The organism is Chryseobacterium daecheongense (genome assembly GCA_027920525.1).
In the GTDB taxonomy this organism is placed as follows: domain Bacteria; phylum Bacteroidota; class Bacteroidia; order Flavobacteriales; family Weeksellaceae; genus Chryseobacterium; species Chryseobacterium proteolyticum.
This window is the reverse complement of the sequence record CP115858.1, coordinates 3,934,109-3,949,815: the sequence shown is the minus strand read 5'-3', so window position 1 is coordinate 3,949,815 and position 15,707 is coordinate 3,934,109. Positions and strand designations below refer to the sequence as shown.

The 15,707-nt window shown below is 36.0% G+C and carries 15 protein-coding genes; 4 read left to right on the top strand and 11 right to left on the bottom strand.

What is annotated here, in order from left to right:
- Positions 1-4 precede the first annotated feature (4 nt).
- On the top strand, positions 5-1,108 hold the full coding sequence (locus PFY10_17640; GenBank protein WBV56025.1) for a DUF4861 family protein: 1,104 nt from the start codon (positions 5-7) through the stop codon (positions 1,106-1,108).
- A 109-nt stretch (positions 1,109-1,217) separates the two neighbouring features.
- Here PFY10_17640 and PFY10_17635 read toward each other — a convergent pair whose 3' ends face one another.
- The 4 genes from PFY10_17635 to PFY10_17620 all read right to left on the bottom strand — a co-directional run bounded on the left by PFY10_17635 (position 1,218) and on the right by PFY10_17620 (position 5,085).
- A complete protein-coding gene (locus tag PFY10_17635) occupies positions 1,218-1,916 on the bottom strand; it encodes a hypothetical protein (GenBank protein ID WBV56024.1) in 699 nt (232 codons plus the stop codon).
- 129 nt (positions 1,917-2,045) lie between these two features.
- Complete coding sequence (locus tag PFY10_17630) at positions 2,046-3,578, bottom strand: M20/M25/M40 family metallo-hydrolase (protein ID WBV56023.1); 1,533 nt, start codon at positions 3,576-3,578, stop codon at positions 2,046-2,048.
- Between the two features lie 95 nt (positions 3,579-3,673).
- Positions 3,674-4,156 (bottom strand): AraC family transcriptional regulator, encoded by a 483-nt coding sequence (locus PFY10_17625; protein WBV56022.1) that lies wholly within the window; start codon positions 4,154-4,156, stop codon positions 3,674-3,676.
- An 89-nt stretch (positions 4,157-4,245) separates the two neighbouring features.
- The gene (locus tag PFY10_17620; protein WBV56021.1) at positions 4,246-5,085 is read right to left on the bottom strand and encodes a hypothetical protein; all 840 of its coding nucleotides are present in this window, start codon (positions 5,083-5,085) and stop codon (positions 4,246-4,248) included.
- 283 nt (positions 5,086-5,368) lie between these two features.
- On the opposite strand from PFY10_17620, the gene PFY10_17615 reads away from it, so the two are divergent.
- A complete protein-coding gene (locus tag PFY10_17615) occupies positions 5,369-5,599 on the top strand; it encodes a hypothetical protein (protein WBV56020.1) in 231 nt (76 codons plus the stop codon).
- A 205-nt stretch (positions 5,600-5,804) separates the two neighbouring features.
- On the opposite strand, the gene PFY10_17610 is transcribed toward PFY10_17615, so the two are convergent.
- The 4 genes from PFY10_17610 to PFY10_17595 all read right to left on the bottom strand — a co-directional run bounded on the left by PFY10_17610 (position 5,805) and on the right by PFY10_17595 (position 12,057).
- Positions 5,805-7,262 carry a TolC family protein gene (locus PFY10_17610; protein WBV56019.1) on the bottom strand — a complete coding sequence of 486 codons (1,458 nt, stop codon included), beginning with the start codon at positions 7,260-7,262 and terminating at the stop codon, positions 5,805-5,807.
- Positions 7,234-10,425, bottom strand: a complete 3,192-nt coding sequence (locus PFY10_17605) for an efflux RND transporter permease subunit (protein ID WBV56018.1) — start codon at positions 10,423-10,425, stop codon at positions 7,234-7,236. The genes PFY10_17610 and PFY10_17605 overlap by 29 nt, the downstream gene beginning before the upstream one ends.
- A gap of 22 nt (positions 10,426-10,447) precedes the next feature.
- On the bottom strand, positions 10,448-11,530 hold the full coding sequence (locus tag PFY10_17600; protein WBV56017.1) for an efflux RND transporter periplasmic adaptor subunit: 1,083 nt from the start codon (positions 11,528-11,530) through the stop codon (positions 10,448-10,450).
- A 143-nt stretch (positions 11,531-11,673) separates the two neighbouring features.
- Positions 11,674-12,057 carry a hypothetical protein gene (locus tag PFY10_17595; GenBank protein ID WBV56016.1) on the bottom strand — a complete coding sequence of 128 codons (384 nt, stop codon included), beginning with the start codon at positions 12,055-12,057 and terminating at the stop codon, positions 11,674-11,676.
- A 377-nt stretch (positions 12,058-12,434) separates the two neighbouring features.
- Between PFY10_17595 and PFY10_17590 the strand changes: the two genes are divergently transcribed.
- On the top strand, positions 12,435-12,827 hold the full coding sequence (locus PFY10_17590; GenBank protein ID WBV56015.1) for a hypothetical protein: 393 nt from the start codon (positions 12,435-12,437) through the stop codon (positions 12,825-12,827).
- A 45-nt stretch (positions 12,828-12,872) separates the two neighbouring features.
- Positions 12,873-13,307, top strand: a complete 435-nt coding sequence (locus tag PFY10_17585; protein ID WBV56014.1) for an META domain-containing protein — start codon at positions 12,873-12,875, stop codon at positions 13,305-13,307.
- Positions 13,308-13,354: 47 nt separating this feature from the next.
- On the opposite strand, the gene PFY10_17580 is transcribed toward PFY10_17585, so the two are convergent.
- The 3 genes from PFY10_17580 to gldN form a co-directional block, all read right to left on the bottom strand.
- On the bottom strand, positions 13,355-13,612 hold the full coding sequence (locus tag PFY10_17580) for a SemiSWEET transporter (GenBank protein WBV56013.1): 258 nt from the start codon (positions 13,610-13,612) through the stop codon (positions 13,355-13,357).
- A gap of 65 nt (positions 13,613-13,677) precedes the next feature.
- Complete coding sequence (locus tag PFY10_17575) at positions 13,678-14,712, bottom strand: FAD-dependent oxidoreductase (GenBank protein WBV56012.1); 1,035 nt, start codon at positions 14,710-14,712, stop codon at positions 13,678-13,680.
- A 55-nt stretch (positions 14,713-14,767) separates the two neighbouring features.
- Positions 14,768-15,706, bottom strand: coding sequence for a gliding motility protein GldN (gene gldN, locus PFY10_17570; GenBank protein WBV56011.1), 939 nt, complete (start codon positions 15,704-15,706; stop codon positions 14,768-14,770).
- Position 15,707 lies beyond the last annotated feature (1 nt).

Here is a 15,707-nt window from a genome sequence, read left to right as displayed (position 1 = left end):
ATTCATGAAATCAACATTATGGGGCTTAGTAATGATACATTGTGTATCTTTCATGCATGCCCAGCAATCCATATTATTAAAATTAGAGCTAAAAAACAGTCTTACGATTCCCCGAAATATGGAGTCCGTAGAAATTCCTTTAAAAAAAGTCAGGGTTCTTACCGGTCAAAGCTTTACCATTAATGATGCATCTTCCAAAAAGGAGCTCCCCTATCAGTGGTTGGCTAACGGCGACCTGCTTATTCAAAGCGACTTTAAAGCTGGCGAAATAAAAAAAATAGAATTTTATAAATCTTCCCCACAACATTTTGAGCCTAAAGTGTACGGAAGATTTGTACCCGAACGTCTTGGAGATTTTGCATGGGAGAATGATAAGATCGCTTTCCGTATGTATGGAAAAGAACTGGAAAAAGTTCCTGAACAAAACGGTTGGGGAATGGACGCCTGGACAAAAAGAACCAACAAAATGATTATCAACCAATGGTATCAACTCAATAATTACCATCAGGATAATGGAGATGGGTTGGACTTTTTTCAGGTGGGCCATACTTTGGGAGCGGGTGATGTTCTTCCTTTTATAAATAATAATTTTGCCTATCTTGGAAATTATACTTCCTACAAAATCATTGAAGAAGGTCCTCTTCGATTTACATTTGAACTCACTTATCCCCAAGTAAAAATTGACGGCTATGAAATTTCCGCACTCAAAAGGATCAGTCTGGATGCAGACTCACAACTTAACAAATCTGTCATTAGGTATGAGTTTAAAGGAAAAAAGACCCTCCCTGTTTTTACCGGTATTGTTCATTGGGATGGTAAGGGTCAAAAAATCATCGACCAGGATAATCAGCTGGCTGCTTACTGGCCTGAGAATTCAAAAAACGGAACTGTAGGTAGCGCCATTCTATACCCTCACAGCAATAACCTTATTATTGATAAGAATAAACATCTGGGCTCGGAAACTAATGTAAAAAGCAATCAGGCCGTTACCTTTTATACGGGTGCTGTCTGGGATAAAGCAGGTGAAATTACTTCCGGTAAAAACTGGCTACATTACCTTCAGGAATTTTCTCTCAGATTAAAACATCCTATACAGATAACCCAATAATAAAAACAAAATCCTGATCATGTAATCAGGATTTGTTTGTTTGATCAGTATCAAATACCAATCAAACCATAATTGAGTTATAATGAATGTTTTGGTGTCGGTTGTATAATTAGTTACACATGGTAAGAAACTGATGGCTCATTTGTACCTTGAATCTTGCATCTGATTTCAGCTTATTATAAATAGTCATTTCTGTAGCCTGTACAGCTCTTAATTTCCGATCGATAAATTGAGCGATCTGAACAACAGAAAAAATAAAATCACGATAAACTCCAATATTTACAGTTTGCCCATGGCAAGGAAGATAAGCCTTTAAAAAAGAAATAGTTTTCTGATGTTGATTGTAATTCACACAATATCCCGCTCCCTCTTTAAAAGTAATGATTTCACGACTGTTAATATAATCTAGAACATTTTTATCTTTAGGAGAGATCTCGTTTTTAGCAAAATACCGGTTTATTTTATCAAGAATATGTTGCGCATATTCCATCATTGTTATTGTTCTCCATTCAAATACATGGTTCATTTGCTTTTTATGCTTCTTCTCTGTATCATTTTCACAGTTGATACAAAAAGATAAGCCAATTTTTTCATGGTATGGGAAAAAACAATCTTTGATTTGAATAGATGCATCAGCCTGAATCCTGTCATGAGTGAAATTGTAATACAGATATGGACAATACATATCCACAAGACTTTTCAAAAAATCAGTTTCACTGGTATTCAGATGCTCTTCAAACCACTTTTCAAGATTATTGTAATAATTATTTTCAAACTCTTTATAGCTTAAATAAAAAGGCAATTCCATAGCTTTATATTTTGATAAGACAAAGCTATTTCAGTAAAGCGTCAAAACTTGACGTTTAATATTTTTTTAGTAAAAATTTAAATTTGAGGCGGGATCAATTACAGGCTATCAGGCTATAATACGTATGAATCACTTATCATAATTCTTCATGATATACTCAAAATAATGAATCATTTTAATGTAATTTTCAATACTGATATACTCATTAGTACTATGAATGCTTTGTTTTTCAGCATCAGTAATCTTAATAGGCATAAACCTGTAAATATTTTTACTTACGATCTGATATTTATAAGCATCTGTTCCGGCAATGGTAAGATAAGGAGTAATTAAAGAATTAGGATAAACCTCCTTAATCCCCTGTTCAATCACTTTATATGCCCTAACATTCGTCGGTGATATCGCAGAAGCCTCTCTGGTATTGTCAATCTCTTCCACTTCTACATCAAAACCTTTGGTCGCCCGAGCAATATGATCTCTTATATCTTTTACAGAATTGCCTGAAAGTAATCTGAAATTAACCACAAACTCAACTTCGGGGGAAAGTACATTAGTTCCGTCACTCCCTTTCATCATGGTAAGAGCAGTTGTAGAGCGTATCAAAGCATTGGTGGAATTGTTTTTAGCCAACTGTGAAAGCAACACGGATTTTAAAAGCCATTGATTAGAAATAGCCAATCTATTTGCAAATGGCATTGTTCCGCCAATATTATCAAAAAACTCTTTAATAAGAGGAGTGATGGTTGGCTTCATCTGATCTTTTTCCAATCTTTGCATGATAACAGCAGCTTTACCAATGGCACTTTCCATAGGTGGCATTGAGGAATGCCCTCCCAATCCTTTCACTTTTATTTTTGCAGAAAGAAATCCTTTTTCAGCACAACCGATTACGGCAACATCAGAATCTATTCCTTTAATCCCTCCTTTTTCCAGGATTAATCCACCTTCATCATAAACCGCATCAAACGTCAATCCTTTTTTCTTAAAATCCTCGGCGATCTGTTTTGCTCCTTTTCGTCCTCCTACTTCCTCATCAAACCCAAAAGCTAAATAAATATCGCGTTGAGGAACTGTTCCGCTTTTAATCATATTGGTAAGAGATTCCATCAGGGAAAACAGCATTCCTTTCATATCGATCGCTCCTCTTCCATAAATTCTTCCATTCGCAACCGCCCCGGAAAAAGGAGAAAAATCCCAATCTTCTGCTACTTTGGTTACAGCGGGTAAAGCTTTATCATCGGGTCTGAAAACATTTTGTTCATTATTTTTGATATCAGCATCGCCCGGAGGCACTACATCTATGTGTGATAAAAAAAGGATAGGCTCCAGATTAGGTTTGCTTCCTTTTAATTTAAAAACTAATCCATAGGTATTAACTTCATAGTTTTCTGTGTTTTGATAGACTAAAGGATATGATTTTTTCAAATATTCTTTGAATTGTCCAAATGGAGCATAATCAAAAACATCCAGATCACCCGCTGACACTGTAGGTATTTTAATTCCACCTGAGAACCTTTGGATGGCAGAATCATTTTTAACCCATTTTGTTTCCGGAACAGAACTTAGATTGTTTTTTTTAAACGGATACGTAAATGTCTTGATCAGCAATACCGCAACGATCACCACGACAATGACTGCAATTGCTAAAAGGAATTTTTTCATGATCTTTTGTTTTGTGATAGCTTTTCAATAAATATAATAAAGATATTCATAAAAAAAAACTCAAAACAGAATATGGATATGAAGTAAATGTTTTTTTACGCAGGATTAAATGCCGAGAAACTATTTTTACTATCTAGTTCCTGTTTTCTTTTGCGGATAAAATCCGTTGGTCGGATCCCATTAATTTCATAAAATAAATCTGAAAAATTCTGTCTGGATGCGATACCACACTCCTTTGCTAAAGTTTCTATGCGGTACTTAAGATATTCTTTGTTCTCAAATAGAAGTGCTGTTATGTAATTGATCCGGAGCTCACTTAGATATTTATTGAAATTAACTCCTTTACAATCATTGATCACCTGAGAAAGATAATTTGAATTGGTTCCCAACTGCCCGGCCAGTTTATGAATAGTAAGACCTTTTTGGGTATATTCTTTTTTTGCTTCAAATATCTTTAGCTTGGTGAGAAGCTCTTCTACCTTATTTTCATCCAATCCGGTTTTCTTTTCCTCAGCATCTATATTCAACAATGATTTTTCAGGTACTGAATTTTGATGTAAACTGAATTTTTCCTCCAAAAGGATATATTTCTGCTGTATATCCTTTTCTCGTCTATATCTTATGATAAGAAGAATGGTAAGAATAATCGCCAGAACAATTAAACTTCCTATAATAATATTGCCCCAGGAATTCGTGCAAAATCACCGCTTTTCTTCATAGGAAAAACCGACTGTTTCAAATCATCGACAGCCGTTATATAATCTTTTCTGTCAAATTCCGATATTCCTTTTGCAAGCTGAAAATAGCCTTTCTCCTGCGAGTATTCACCATTGGCACCTACCTGCTCTAATCCAGTGTGGATAGCCTTATCTGCCTGATCCGGCTTATGTAAATTACGGTAGCAGATAATCAATTGATGTAAGCTGTTGAGATAACCCTTTTTATTGTTATACACTTCATTAGGATGCAATCCGGATTTTGATTTCGGTCCGTAATAGGCGATACATTGTTCAAATAATTTTGAGGCCTCCTCATAATATCCTAAATAACTTTTTACAACACCTATATGATACAGATTCTGATATTTCAGGAAATCATTTTTCGTATCCTTCGAATATTCGTAAGCGAGCAGATATTCATTCAATGCTGCCTGGAACCTTTTGTAATGATAGTAATAAACAACCCCTTTTTCTAGATAAGCAGTACTTATGAGATCTTTATCTCCGGATTGCTGAGCAGCCCATACCGTGCTGTCTGCATAAATAAGCTTCTGTTCGTTGGAAGAGGAATAGAATAGTCCATCCTTATATCCCTGAACAAGCTTTTCAAAATTCTTTTCCTTTTTAGCTTTATTAATATAAGGTTGAATATATGGAAACGCCTGAGTGTTATTTTCTTCGAAGTTTTCGTATTTCAACCGGAGTTTATAATAGTCACTGTATCCTTCCTGAGAAAAGGATAATTTAAAAATTACTAAGACGAGTATAAAAAGCAGTTTTTTTATCACTTCGAATATTTAACAAACCATATTTATAAACCAAAAATACATAAAATCATTTAATTCCTATTAAACAATTATGATTTAATCCCCTTGGTTTTCGACACATTAAAACTTTGAATAAACAATTGAAAATCAAATATTTAACATTGTCCTTATTTATGAATTAGGACGTCTTAATTGCCGAATAGAGACAACAAGTACTTTTTTTTATCATTTTATGCCTATAATTTCGGACTCAGAATTCTGAATGATAAACCTGGCCGGGATAACCTTTTAACTCTGAAATTTTATGAAAAAGATTATCTCATTAAAAACCTTTCCATTAATAATTGCTATGGCAGTTTGTATGACTTTAGGAGCTTGCAGACAGGATGATGAAAACGACTTTCAAATGGCAAAGAATAATGCCACTGGGCTTAAAATTGCTAGTGACAAGCAATCAAAGACGGTAGAAGGAAAACTGATTGCAAAAACAGATCCTCCTGTAAAAAACGGAACACACTGGAAAACACAACCATAACAGGAAGAAAGCATTCCTGAATGTTGATTATAACGAACTAACAACCATGTTTATATATAATTTAGTTGCAAATTGCAGGTAAATTCCAAAGGGCCCGGCATATTACAGGGCCCTTTTTAATGGAAATTTAATTGATAATTTAAACAAAAAAAGAGGCTGTCTGACGACAACCCCCTTCTATTAAAAAAACATTAAAGATTTATAATCACTTCCAGCCTCCGCCTAAGCTCTTATAAATATCAACAACTGTACTCAGCTGTTTTTCTTTTGCTTCTACCAATTCCATTTTGGCATCTAAAGCATCTCTTTGATTTAATAATACTTCAAGATAGTCTGCTCTTGAATTTCTGAACAATTGATTGGCAATATCAATAGATTGGTCTAATGCATGGGTTTCCTCAGACTTCAGCTTATAATACTGATCAATATTCTTAACTTTCGACATCAGATTAGCAACATCCAGATATGCATTGAGAATTGTTTTATCATATTCGTACAATGCTTGTATCTGTTTTGCATCAGCAGTCTGGAAATTAGCCTTAATCGCAGTTTTATTAATCAGAGGCCCTGCTACTTCTCCTACCAGATTATAAGCGATAGACTCGGGCATTTTTACCAGATAAGAAGGTTTGAAAGCTTCCAGTCCAAGCGCTGCAGAGATCTCAAGGGAAGGATAAAATTCTTTTCGCGCAACTTCCACATCCAGTTTTGCAGATTTTAATTCCAATTCAGCCTGTTTGATATCTGGACGATTGGCTAATAATTGCGATGGAATACCGGTGTAAACGGTCTGAGGAATTGTAGACATAAAGCTTTCCTTAGTTCTCACAATCGGCTGTGGAAATCTTCCTAAAAGAGCATTAATCTCATTTTCCTTTTCAGTGATCTGCTGACGGATTGTATATTCCGTTGCCTTGGACTTAGCCAATTCTGCTTCAAATTTCTTTACAGCCAGTTCTGTTGCCGCAGCAGCCTCCTTCTGGATTTTAGAAATCTCCAACGCCTTATCCTGCAGCTTGATGTACTGCTGAATAATATCCAACTGGTTGTCAAGTGAAAGCAATTCATAATAATTGTCCGCCACTTCTTCAATAAGGCTGGAAAGAACAAAATTCTTTCCTTCAACTGTAGACAGATAATGGGCTACAGAAGATTCTTTTTCTGTTCTAAGTTTTTTCCAGATATCAATCTCCCAGTTTGCCATTAATCCTCCTTCAAAATTACCCAGTGGATCAGGCATTTCTCTTCCGGGTTCAATCTCCGTAGTTGCATCTCCTGCTCCTTCACTGGTATAACGTCCGGATTTTTTCAACCCTGCTCCCAGTTTTGCCTCTACTGTAGGACTCAATTTACCTTTCTTGTAAAGAACTCCGCTTTTTGCGATTTCAATTTCCTGTAAGGTAATCATCAGCTCCTGATTATTTTTCAGGGCGGTTTCAATCAGCACTACAAGATTTGGGTCAGTAAAAAACTGTCTCCATGGAGTTGTCCCACTGTTGGTATTAGCATCCTGCTGATCATTTTCTCCAAAGTTCTGAGGTACATTTTCTTTTACCTCGTCTTTTATAACAGTCGCCATAGGTGCTTTACAACTTGATAAAACAAGGGATAATGCTATGGCTGTAAGTATTGATTTAGTCTTCAAATTTTCCATCATGTTCATAAGGTTCAGTTTGTTCTGTTAAAGGATTTTCTTCCTCATATCTTGCCAGCCTGGACTTTTCAGCGATTGTTCCGAAAATATAGTATAATCCAGGAATGATCATTAATCCAAAAATGGTCCCTATCAGCATTCCTCCTGCTGCTGCAGTTCCGATTGTTCTGTTTCCGACTGCTCCCGGTCCCGTTGCCATTACCAGCGGAATCAATCCAGCAATAAACGCAAATGAGGTCATCAGGATAGGACGGAAACGGATTGTTGCTCCTTCGATAGCAGCTTTCACTACAGAAATTCCTTCTTCTGCCTTTTTCTGTACGGCAAATTCCACAATCAATACGGCATTTTTCCCCAAGAGACCAATAAGCATTACCATTGCCACCTGAGCATAGATGTTATTTTCCAACCCTAAAAGTTTCAGACATAAAAATGCTCCAAATATCCCTGTAGGAAGAGAAAGAATTACCGGCAAAGGAAGAATGAAACTTTCATATTGTGCAGAAAGAATAAGATATACAAATCCAAGACATACAAGGAAAATAAATATGGCTTCATTTCCACGGCTTACTTCATCTTTGGAGATACCCGCCCAGTCGATTCCAAATCCTCTCGGTAGAGTCTTATCTGCAACCTCCTGAATGGCTTTGATTGCCTGTCCACTACTGTATCCCGGTGCTGGGGTTCCACTTACCTCTGAGGAATTATACATATTATGTCTTGTAATCTCAGATAATCCATATACTTTTTCAAGCCTCATGAAATCTGAATATGGAACCATTTGCTCCTTATCGTTTTTAACATATAGCTTCAATAAATCAGTTGGTAATGCACGATATTGCGGCCCTGCCTGAACGATTACCTTATAAGGTCTGTCAAAACGAATAAAACTGGTTTCATAGTTCGAACCAATCAATGTTGATAAATTATCCATTGCATTGGCAATAGTCACTCCTTTTTGCTCCGCCAGGTCATTATCAACTCTCAACATATATTGCGGGAAACTTGCCGAATAAAAGGTAAACGCTGATCCAAGTTCAGGACGTTTTTTCAACTCTTTAACGAAGTCATTACTTACTTGCTCCATTTTATGGTAATCCCCGCTACCCGCTTTATCTAAGAGACGAAGCTCAAAACCTCCGGCAGCACCATATCCCGGAATAGAAGGCGGTTGGAAAAACTCAATATTGGCACCCGGAATATTTTTGGCTTTTTCTTCTAGTTTCTCAATGATTTCTGCGGCAGATTCCTTACGATCTTCCCAGCTTTTGAGGTTGATAAGACAGGTTCCGGAGTTAGATCCCGTTCCTTCTGTTAGAATTTCATAACCAGCAAGGGAAGAAACAGACTGTACTCCATCAATATCTTCCGATTCTCTTAAAAGTTCTTTTGCTATCTGATTTGTTCTTTCCAAAGTAGATCCCGGAGGAGTCTGAATAATAGCATAGATCATCCCCTGGTCTTCACTAGGAATAAACCCTGATGGAAGTGAATTGCTTAAAAAGAATGTACATAAACAAAAAGCTAACAACAAAGGAAGCGTAAACATCTTTTTCGTTACGGTCTTATTCAGTAACTTTTCATATTTCCCGGCTCCTTTAGTAAATAACCCATTAAATTTATCCAGGAATATTGTAATCGGAGTTCTTCTTTTTGCCTTTCCGTGATTATTCTTTAAAATTAAAGCACATAAAGCCGGAGTCAGTGTCAATGCCACAACCCCTGAAAGTATAATTGCAGAAGCCATCGTAATAGAGAACTGACGATAGAAAACACCTACAGGTCCTGACATGAATGCAATAGGAATAAATACAGACGCCATTACCAAAGTGATTGCTATAATCGCTCCACTGATCTCATGCATCGCCTCTTCCGTTGCTTTTAATGGTGAAAGATTTTTTTCTTCCATTTTGGCGTGGACGGCTTCAATAACCACAATGGCATCATCCACAACTACACCGATCGCCATTACAAGCGCAAAAAGTGAAATCATATTCAATGTGATCCCAAATGCAGACATTACGGCAAATGTTCCTACCAATGACACCGGAACCGCTAAGGCGGGAATCAATGTTGAACGCCAATCACCAAGGAAAAGAAACACCACAATCGCCACAAGGATAAAAGCTTCAAATAAGGTATGAACCACTTTTTCGATCGAAGCATCCAGGAACCTGGATACGTCATAACTGATGTCATAATGCATTCCTTTAGGGAAAGAAGTTTTCTGAAGATCAGCCATCAGGTTTTTCACATTCTTAATAACATCACTTGCGTTGGATCCGTAAGATTGCTTCACTGTAATTGCCGCGGAAGGTTTACCATTCAATGTTGAATAAATATCATACATTGAACTTCCGAATTCAATATCGGCTACATCTTTTAGTCTTACAAACTCCCCGGCTGACTTTGCCTTAAGGATAATATTTCCATAGTCTTTTTCACTATTAAAACGACCGGGATATTTTAGAATATATTCAAATGATTGAGAACGTTTTCCCGAACTTTCTCCGGTTTTCCCCGGTGAAGCCTCTAAACTCTGCTCATTCAAAGCTTCCATTACTTCGTCTGCTGAAATATTGTAGGCCGTTAATCTGTCCGGTTTTAGCCAGACACGCATCGCATATTCCCGGGTTCCCAGGATATCAGCGAAACCAACGCCACTTACCCTTCTCAATTCAGACATTACATTGATGTCCGCATAGTTAAACAGAAACTTCTGGTCAGCTTTTGGATCATCACTATAGAGGTTGATATACATCAACATGTTAGGCTCTTCACGGGTGATCTTCACCCCCTCTCGGACAACCAATGGAGGAAGTTTGTTAACCACTGAAGATACCCGGTTCTGAACGTTTACTGCTGCAACGTTCGGATCAGTTCCCAAATCAAATACAACCTGAATGGAGGCTTCTCCGTCGTTTCCAGCGTCAGAAGTCATATACTTCATCCCCGGAACACCATTGAGTCCTCTTTCCAGTGGAATAACTACAGATTTAATTAACAGTTCATTGTTTGCTCCCGGATATTCCGCAGTAATATTTACTTTAGGTGGAGAAATGGACGGGAACTGTGTTATGGGCAGCTTAACAAGTGATAAAACTCCCATAAACACAATAATCAATGAGATTACGATAGACAGAACAGGTCTGCGAATGAATTTCTTAAACATACAGCTTCATTTTATGAGTACACTACTCTGCTTTTAATTTCAATGATTGAATTACTTTTCGCGGATCCTGGAATTTCACTTTTACTTTTTGGTCGTCCTTCACTTTCTGAACGCCTTCTAGAAGAAACTGCTCTCCTGCTGCCAGGCCTGAAGCCACAACATATAGATCAGGTAATTCATAAGCCACTTTTATATTCCGGGATTTTAATACACCATTTTTTCCAACGACAAATACGTATTTCTGATCCTGAATTTCATAAGTAGCCTTTTGTGGAATAATTAAAGCATTTCTGAGCGGTAAGGTCATTCTTACCTTTCCTGTTTCTCCATTTCTCAAAAGTTTATCAGGATTAGGAAACTTTGCCCGGAAGGCTATATTACCCGTTTCATTATCAAATTCCCCTTCTATAGTCTGGATCTCTCCTTTTTGAGGAAGCGCATCTCCATTTGCCATAATCAGAGTTACTTCTTTGCTTCCTCTATCTGCGGCATGAGTCTGATAATTAAGATATTCGGGTTCTGATACATTAAAATAAGTGTAAACATTGGTATTATCAGACAAACTGGTCAACAGATCTCCTTCATCGACAAGACTTCCGAGTTTCAATGGAATCCTGTTAATAATACCTGAGAACGGAGCTTTTATATCGGTGAATGATAAATGAATCTGGGCAAGTCTCATTTCTGCATTAGCAGCATCAAGCTTAGCTTTTGCCATTGCCCGTTCGTTCTTTGAAACAATATTATTACTGGCTAATGTACTTGCATTTTTTAATTCAATATTGGCCTGTTCCACTTCAGCTTTGGATTTCATTAATTCAGCCTGATACAATTGAGGCATAATACGGAATAAAGTCTGTCCTGCGTGAACAAACTGACCTTCGTCCACATAGATCTTTTCAAGAAATCCTTTCTCCTGTGCACGGACTTCGATATTTTTTACAGATTGGATCTGCGTAACATATTCTTTGTTGATTACAGTGTCCATTTTTACCGGAGACGTAACCGGAAAGGTTGTTACTTCTTCTTTTTCTTCTTTTTTGTTGTGACAGCCAACAAATAACAAGAGGGTGCTTAGCGCAATGCCCGAGGCAGCTCTTTTCATAATTTTGAAATTATATAAATCGTTAATGTTTTAATAGAATAGAAATGGTAATTGAGAGAGAACGCTATGCCCACTACCAACAAGCACAACGCATACTGCTCCACTCTGTAATCAGAGCAGAATCATACATTGAAAAATGAATTTTAAATTCTGATAGATCGGATCAGAATAAACTTTTTTACAGAGGAATAATTGGAAACAAATCCTTGAATACGAGCTTTTAATTTTTTATAATTAAATAGTCCGAAGAAATACACCAAACCGAAAACGCCTACAAAAAGAATAGCATCCTGAACACTATCCGACCATTGAAAATCTTCTTCTGTAAGCTCTAAAGAAGAATTATCAACACCATCCGGCATTTGCTGGATCGATAATTTATCGTAGGTCTGATTTAAACGATTGGCTTTTTTAGGTAAATGATGAGAAACAGGTAGATGGTTATGTAATGTTTTGACATTGATTTTACTTTCCACTATGAAAAGCAGAAATAGACTCGTCAAAAAATACACAATATAGTTTCTCATTTTGAAGTGGCAAAGGTAAGCTTAGATTTGAATATTTTTATACAGATTAACAAAATTTAACTCACTCACAAATATCAATCATCGGAATTGATTTATTTTCTTTCGATTCCCAGCATCCAGATACCTGAGATTACAACAGGTTTTTTCATCATTTCTAATGGGAAATACAGTGTAGATTGCCGATACAAATAATTCCGTAAAACAGAAACAATCGTTAAAAAAAATAAAAATAACCATTTCCGAAACAAAGATGCATTCCATACTATTGATATGAATATTTAATTAATTTATTAAAAATTAACAAATACACCGTAAATATTTTGTAATTTTACAGTTCACAAACAAGTAACCAATGAAACACCTAATCACAAATACTTATGAAAAAAATAGTTCACATTATTATCCTTGTTCTCGCTGTAGTTTCCGTAGCAGCATGTAAAAGCTCAGCCAAAGAAGAACCCGAAGTTATCGCCTCTCAACCTGTAGAAACAGATGATATTACCAAAGAAGTTTTTACAGACAATTATGGAGATAAAATAGAAGTCGCAATCAATAATACAGATAATACGGCTGTTATTCACCTTGATGGTAAATCTTACGAACTTAAAAAGAACAAAGATCTGCCAGATTATACTGCATCCAATCCAGAGTATCAGTATTCTAATATCAGAGGAAATATAACTTTTCTAAAAAGAAATGTTGACATGGTCTTGTTCCACCACAAACAGGAAAAGAAAGGGGCCACTGCCAGCAAAATGGCATCATATTAGTTTTGTCAAACTAAAAATTAGATGCTTTAATTAAAAACAACACCCATGAAAAAACTACACAACTATGTCTTAATACTTTCTGTACTTATCCTGGCGATATGCTGTACTGCAAAAACAGCCGATAAGAACAGTAATGATATTACCGGAAAAACTTGGAAACTGATTGAAATTAACGGTCAGCCTATACAGCTAAAAAACCCGAAAAATAATCCTTATTTCAAATTGAATATGACTGACATGCGGTACGAAGGAAACGCTGGATGTAATGGTCTGGGAGGTACTTTTGAAATCAAACAGGACATTATGCGTATCAAGTTCAATCAGGGGATTTCTACCATGATGGCTTGTGATGATCTGGAAATAGAGCAACGTTTTACCAAGGCTTTATTGGCAGCAGATAATTATTCTGTAAGTGGCAAAATCCTGAGTCTTAATAAAGCTAAAATGGCACCCTTGGCAAAATTTGCCCTACAAGAATAAATAAAAATGTATACAGATAAGAAGGCACTTTCATGAGAAAGTGCCTTTTATTTTTTTTTATAAATCATATAACAGATTAAAAGTACCACATTCAGCACGACAGCAAATGCATTGGATAAAATAATGGGAAGTTCATCTTTCAGTAATCCATACCACACCCATAAAGACAAACCGGAAATAAGAACCAGAAGCATGATCCATGAAATATCTTCAACATTCTTTTCTTTAAGAACTTTTATCAGCTGAGGAACCATCGATACAGAAGTGAGCACACCTGCCACAATACCAAGAATATTTTCATTCATTTTTATAGAATTCACATATCCTGAATATACTAATTTTTTCCTTAGGTAATGAAAACACACACATATTATGTAAACCTTTTAAGGGCAACTTCATCAGGTAAAGGAATTCCTTTCTCTATAAGCTGATACAAACTTCCGGAAAAATAACATCCGTTTAATATTCCCCTCGCCCCCAATCCGTTGAAAACATACATATTGGAATATTCACTATGACTCCCAATAATAGGTCTCCTATCCTTCACAGTTGGCCTGAAACCAAAATTAACTTCCTGTATCTTAAAATCGTAAGGATATACTTCAGATAACCCTCTTAACAGCTGGTCTACCGCAGAATCATCAATTTCGTGATGCAATTGCTCACGATCGTATGTGCCACCATAAAAATAAAGTCCATTATCAATGGGAAATAAAAAATGTTTCTTCTTTATGGTATCGACAGTTGAAATTTTTTCTGATAATTTGACCCTAATATGATGCCCTTTGTTTGGAATTACAGCAATGTCTGAAAAGTACGGGTTTTTCATTACCCCCATTCCTTCACAAAAAACAATATTCTTAAAACGAATTCCTTTATATTCGGATTCAGACACATCTAAACTATCATAATCAAACTTCTCATTGATAAGATTTCCTTTGTCCTCAAAATAATTGAAAAAATCGTTAAAAAAATTACTGACATCCAATCTCGCAGATTGATTAACGATTCCCGTACTAAAAGGATTATTAATTCCTTCCAAACTTTGAAACTCCTTATTCAAAAAGTTTTGTAATTCTAAATGATCAGACTTCTTAACCCAAAGCTTTTGTTCATTCTCATCATGGAAAACCCGATGAATAGGTTTATCAATCAAATAGTTTCTCCCTGTATATGATTCAATTTCTAAAAGGGTTCTTTTCAGAGTATTTATTTGTTCCTGAGCTAACCAGAACGTTGTAAATTTCTTTAATACCACAGGATTAATAATCCCTGCAGAGACCTGTGAAGCACTTTTCTTTTTCTCGGAAAAAATAATAAATGATTTATTATTCTGTATTAACTGATGGGCAAAAAAAAGCCCGGCATATCCATCCCCTACAATAATATAGTCTACATTTTTCATAATAAAAAAACCTGAGTAAAAATACTCAGGTTTTGTATAAATATCAAGTGAAATATTAATAATTCCACATATCATTTTCCATGTCAAGAATCTGTGCTTTAATTCTGTCGCTTTCTTCTATCTGCTCGTCCGCATTTCTAGGAATATAATCTTTGATTACACCATCTCCTAAACCACTTGAAGATTTATAGATAATTGAAGAGAATCTTCTAGCATTGATGATATCATCGAAAGAAAGATCAGCAGAAGAGTTTTTTCTATTATACACGAAGTTATTCGCTAATATCTCTCTTGCACTTGGGTAATAAATCCAAAACAGGTCAATAAGCTCATTAGCTCCGGCCAAAGGCTGTCCGTCTGGTCCTGTTCTACCTTGTACAGCAGGATCTGGTCCCATTGCTGCAATACCCAGTGGTCTGTATTTCATCTGCCCATCTCTTCTATCGATAAACCACATACCCATAATTTTTAATACTTTAACTTTATCAGTCGTCGTTTTAAAAATATCGGTATACTCTTTTTTCTCCTGTTCTGTAAGCTGTCTTCCAGAGTTTAGGATATCAATAGCAGCGTCAGAAACTCTTACACTTTCCAATCTTTTCTGAATTCCTTCAGGAGTTAATTTAGTTACAAAATTCTCATCATCATAAACTTCCTGGATTTTACCTGTTATTGCAGCATCCAGCAATAATTGATATAAAGATCTTGTTTGAGTAGCAAGAAGACCATCAGGATTATCATAGTATAATGGCTGATTAATCTTATCATTCATGTCAATAATCTCCCAAACAAACATACTTTTTAAGATATCTTTGTCCTCAACAAAACCGTATTCCAAAGGTTTTACCGTTTTATCAACAATAGTATCTCCAACTTTCTGCTTGTTTTCAGCTCTCATTTGTCTGAACTCTTCAGGAGAAGAAGCATTCAGAATAGTCTGGGAAAAAGCAACTCCCGAAACTACTACTAAAAAAGCGCTTATATATTTTTTCATA